The sequence below is a fragment of the Amycolatopsis sp. CA-128772 genome, assembly GCF_002904295.1.
Taxonomy (GTDB): Bacteria; Actinomycetota; Actinomycetes; order Mycobacteriales; family Pseudonocardiaceae; genus Amycolatopsis.
In genome coordinates, this window is sequence record NZ_PPHG01000106.1 from 1 (window position 1) to 4,946 (window position 4,946).

Below are 4,946 nucleotides of genomic sequence, written 5' to 3' on the forward strand. Positions count from 1 at the left end.
CGTCGGGACCGCGACCCCCGGCACCATCGAGCTCAGCACCCCATCCGGGCCGACCTCCAGGAACACTCCGACGCCCGCAGCCGACAACGTCGCAAGGCCGTCGGCGAACCGGACCGTCTCCCGCACGTGCCGCACCCAGTACTCCGCCGTGAACGGCACAGCGAGAGCACCGCTCACATTCGAGAGCACCGGTATCTCCGCCGGGTGATACGTCAACGACTCCGCCACCGCGCGGAACCCGGCCAGCATCGGGTCCATCAAAGACGAATGGAACGCGTGACTCACCGACAGCCGCTTGGTCTTCGGGAACCGAGCCGCGAAAGCCAGCACCGCGGCCTCTTCGCCGGAGACCACCACCGAGTCAGGCGCGTTCACCGCCGCAAGCGAAACACCCTCAGGAAGCTCCAAAGCAGACTCGGGCGCGGCGATCGCCACCATCGCCCCACCGGCCGGCAACGCCTGCATCAGGGACGCCCGCGCCGCCACCAGCCGGCAAGCGTCCACAAGAGACAAAACACCGGCGACATGCGCCGCCGAAATCTCTCCGATCGAATGCCCGGCAACGTAATCCGGGCGCACACCCCACGACGAAACCAGCCGGAACAACGCCACCTCGACCGCGAACAACGCCGGCTGCGTGTACCCGGTCGAGTCCAACGACTCCCCGGAGAACACCACCTCCCGCAGCGGACGATCCAGCAGCCGGTCGAACTCGGCGCACACCGCGTCGAACGCCGTCGCATACACCGGGAACCGGTCGTACAACCCCCGGCCCATCCCGGCCCGCTGCGCGCCCTGCCCGGTGAACAGCACGGCGAGCGACCCCGCCACCGGCTCCCCGCAAACCACGGAAGGATCCGACGCCCCGTCGGCCAGCGCGGTCAGGCCGCGGACCAGGTCGTTGTCGTCCCCGGCGAGCACCACCGCACGCCGCGACAGGGCCGCGCGGGTGTTCGCCGCCGAGAAAGCGATGTCCGGCAACGTCCCGCGGCCGGCCGTGAGCAACCGCCCGGCCTGCTCGCGCAACCCGGATTCCGTCTGTCCGGATAGGACAACCGGAACCAGGCCCGTCGGCGCCGTGTCGTGGACCACGACGTCGTCGGGCGCCTGTTCGAGGATCGTGTGGGCGTTGGTGCCGGAAATCCCGAACGACGACACGCCCGCGCGCCGCGGGCGGTCGGACGGCCACTTGCGCGACTCCGTGAGCAGCTCCACCGCACCCGCCGTCCAGTCCACGTGGGACGATGGCGCGTCGACGTGGAGCGTCTGCGGCAGAACGCCGTTCCGCATGGCCATCACCATTTTGATGATCCCGGCGACGCCGGCGGCGGCCTGGGTGTGGCCCACATTGGACTTCACCGACCCCAGCCAGAGCGGCTCGTCGCGCCCTTGTCCATAGGTGGCAAGAAGAGCCTGCGCCTCGATCGGGTCACCCAGCGAGGTTCCGGTGCCGTGCGCTTCCACCGCGTCCACTTCGGACGGATTCAAGCCCGCGTCGGCCAGCGCCGCGCGGATCACCCGTTGCTGCGAAGGGCCGTTCGGAGCCGTCAGGCCGTTCGACGCGCCGTCCGAGTTGACCGCCGAACCGCGCACCACGGCCAGGACCTCGTGCCCGAGCCGGCGCGCGTCCGACAGCCGCTCCACCAGCAGGAGACCCGCACCTTCGCCCCAGCCCGTGCCGTCCGCGGCGTCGGCGAACGCCTTGCACCGGCCGTCCGGCGCGAGGCCGCCCTGCCGGTCGAACTCCACGAACGCGCCGGGTGTCGCCATCACCGTGACACCACCGGCGACGGCGAGATCGCACTCGCCGGCCCGCAGCGCCTGCCGCGCCCAATGCAGGGCGACCAGCGACGACGAACACGCCGTGTCGACCGTGACCGCCGGGCCTTCCAGCCCGAACGCGTACGCGATCCGGCCGGACACGACGGCGGCCGCGTTGCCCGTGCCGACGTACCCGGCGACGTCGTCGCCCGCGCCGGTGAGCAGCGCCGGGTAGTCCTGGCCGTTGGTGCCGGCGAAGACGCCGATCCGTTCGCCGCGGACCGAGCGCGGATCGAGGCCCGCGCGCTCGAACAGCTCCCACGCCGTCTCGAGGAGGATCCGCTGCTGCGGGTCCATGGCCAGCGCTTCGCGCGGCGAGATGCCGAAGAGGCCGGCGTCGAAGTCCGCGGCGCCGGCGAGGAATCCGCCCGGCCGGATGGCGGCGTGATCCGGCCAGCCACGGTCGGCGGGCGGCGCGGACAGCGCGTCGGCGCCGCCCGCGACGAGCTCCCACAGGTCCTCCGGCGACCCGACCCCGCCGGGGAACCGGCAGGCCATCGCGACGATCGCGATCGGCTCGTCGTCCCCCGCGGCCGCCACCTGCGCCGAAACGAGAGCGGTGCTCTGACCCGAGAGCAGGGTGTGGAGATGCCGGGCCAGGGCGGCCGGGTCGGGGTGGTCGTAGGTCAGGGTGGCGGGGAGGTCCAGACCGGTGGCGGCGCGGAGGCGGTTGCGCAGTTCGACCGCCGAGAGCGAGGTGAACCCGAGGTCGCTGAACGCGCGGCCGCGGTCGACCGCGGCGGCCGACGGGTGCCCCAGCACCGCGGCGACGTGCTCGCGGACCAGGTTCAGCACACCGGCCGCGGTGAATTCGACGGCGGCCGGCCCGGCGGGCGCGACCAGCTCGGCGAGCAGCGGGCTCGGCCGGGCCGCGGTGAACGCGGGGCCGAAGACCGTCCAGTCGACGTCGGCGATCGCGACGGTGGTGTCCCCCGCGACCAGGGCGTCTTCCAGGGCGGTGAGCGCGAGGTCCGGGTCGAGCGGGCGCAGGCCGGCGGCGCCGAGCCGGGCGGTGACGCCGGCGTCGGCCATCCCGCCGCCGGCCCACGGCCCCCAGGCGACGGAGCAGGCGGGCTGCCCGGCGGCGCGGCGCGTCTCGGCGAGGGCGTCGAGGCGCGCGTTGGCGGCGGCGTACCCGGCTTGGCCGGCGGCGCCGAGGGTGCCGGCGAGGCCGGAGAAGAGGACGAAGGCGTCGAGATCGTGGGTCAGCTCGCTGAGGTGGAGCGCGCCGGCGACCTTGGCGGCTTCGACCTGCGCGAGCCGTTCGGGGGTGAGGGAGCCGAGGACTCCGTCGTCGAGCACGCCGGCGGCGTGGACGACAACGCGGAGGTCGGTGTGGCGCTGGAGGAGGGCGGCGACGGCGGCGCGATCGGTGACGTCGCAGGCTTCGACGACGGTTTCGGTACCGGCCGCGGTGAGCGCGGCGGCCAGTTCGGCGGCGCCGGGGGCGGCGAGGCCGCGACGGGAGGCGAGGACGAGCCGCTCGGCCCCGTTCGCGGCGGCCCAACGGGCGACGCGGGTGCCGAGGGCGCCGGTGCCGCCGGTGATGAGGACGGTGCCACGGGGGCGCCAGGTCGCCGGGGCGCCGGGGATGGGGGCGCTGGAGTCAGCCGGTCGCCGGCTCGCCGCTGTGCCGGGGGCGAGCACCCCGGCACCCCCGGCGGTCGGGTCGCTGCCGACCGCCCCTGCGGCGGAGTCAAGACCGCCGCCAGAGCGCTGGTCCGCCGTGGCGGGGGCGCCTGAGCCGGTGGTCGCTGAGCCGGCTGGGGCGGGCACGAGCCTCCGGCCGAATGCTCCCGAGGCGCGGATTGCCACCTGGTCCTCTTCGCCGCGCAGCACCGCCAACAGGCGTCCGGCCACCCGCTCGTCCACAATGGACGGCAAATCCACCGAACCACCCCAGCGGTCCGGGATCTCCAACGCCGCACTGCGGCCGAAGCCCCAGATTGCCGCCTGCTCCGGAGCCCTCAGGGGGTCCGATCGGCCGATCGTCACCGCGCCGCTCGTCAAGGACCACAACGGTGCCTTGATTCCCGCGTCGCCGAGGGACTGGGCCACCGCCAGCGTTGTTGCCGCGTCGCCGGCCAATGACAGTACGGCCGTCCAGTTCCGGGCCGCCTCCGGGCGCAGGCGTTCGGCCAGCTCGGCGCGGGGGGCCGGGGACAACCGCACCACGCCCGTGAGCAACGTGCTCAGCCGGGCCGCCGTTTCGTCCTCCGGGGGCGCGATCAGGAGCCACTCCCCCGGCTCGCCGGCCTCCGGGCTGACGGGCGTCCACTCCGTCCGGTATCGCCACCCGGGACGGTGGCTGCTCCGCGGAGCAGACTGGTCCCGGAGCCAGTAGTGCTGCCGCTGGAACGGGTACGTGGGCAGCTCCGCCCGGCCCGATCCGGGCAGGAACGCCGTCCAGTCGACGTCGACGCCGTGGACGTGCAACGTCGCCAGCGCCGTCAGCAGCGACTGCTCCTCCTCGCGATCGCGGCGCAACGTCGGGACCGCGACCCCCGGCACCATCGAGCTCAGCACCCCATCCGGGCCGACCTCCAGGAACACTCCGACGCCCGCAGCCGACAACGTCGCAAGGCCGTCGGCGAACCGGACCGTCTCCCGCACGTGCCGCACCCAGTACTCCGCCGTGAACGGCACAGCGAGAGCACCGCTCACATTCGAGAGCACCGGTATCTCCGCCGGGTGATACGTCAACGACTCCGCCACCGCGCGGAACCCGGCCAGCATCGGGTCCATCAAAGACGAATGGAACGCGTGACTCACCGACAGCCGCTTGGTCTTCGGGAACCGAGCCGCGAAAGCCAGCACCGCGGCCTCTTCGCCGGAGACCACCACCGAGTCAGGCGCGTTCACCGCCGCAAGCGAAACACCCTCAGGAAGCTCCAAAGCAGACTCGGGCGCGGCGATCGCCACCATCGCCCCACCGGCCGGCAACGCCTGCATCAGGGACGCCCGCGCCGCCACCAGCCGGCAAGCGTCCACAAGAGACAAAACACCGGCGACATGCGCCGCCGAAATCTCTCCGATCGAATGCCCGGCAACGTAATCCGGGCGCACACCCCACGACGAAACCAGCCGGAACAACGCCACCTCGACCGCGAACAACGCCGGCTGCG

The 4,946-nt window shown here is 73.2% G+C and carries 1 protein-coding gene; it reads right to left on the bottom strand.

What is annotated here, in order from left to right; all coding sequences use genetic code 11:
• The coding region (locus C2L59_RS46245) for a type I polyketide synthase (protein WP_146060547.1) at window positions 1-4,946 on the bottom strand (4,946 nt) is incomplete at both ends.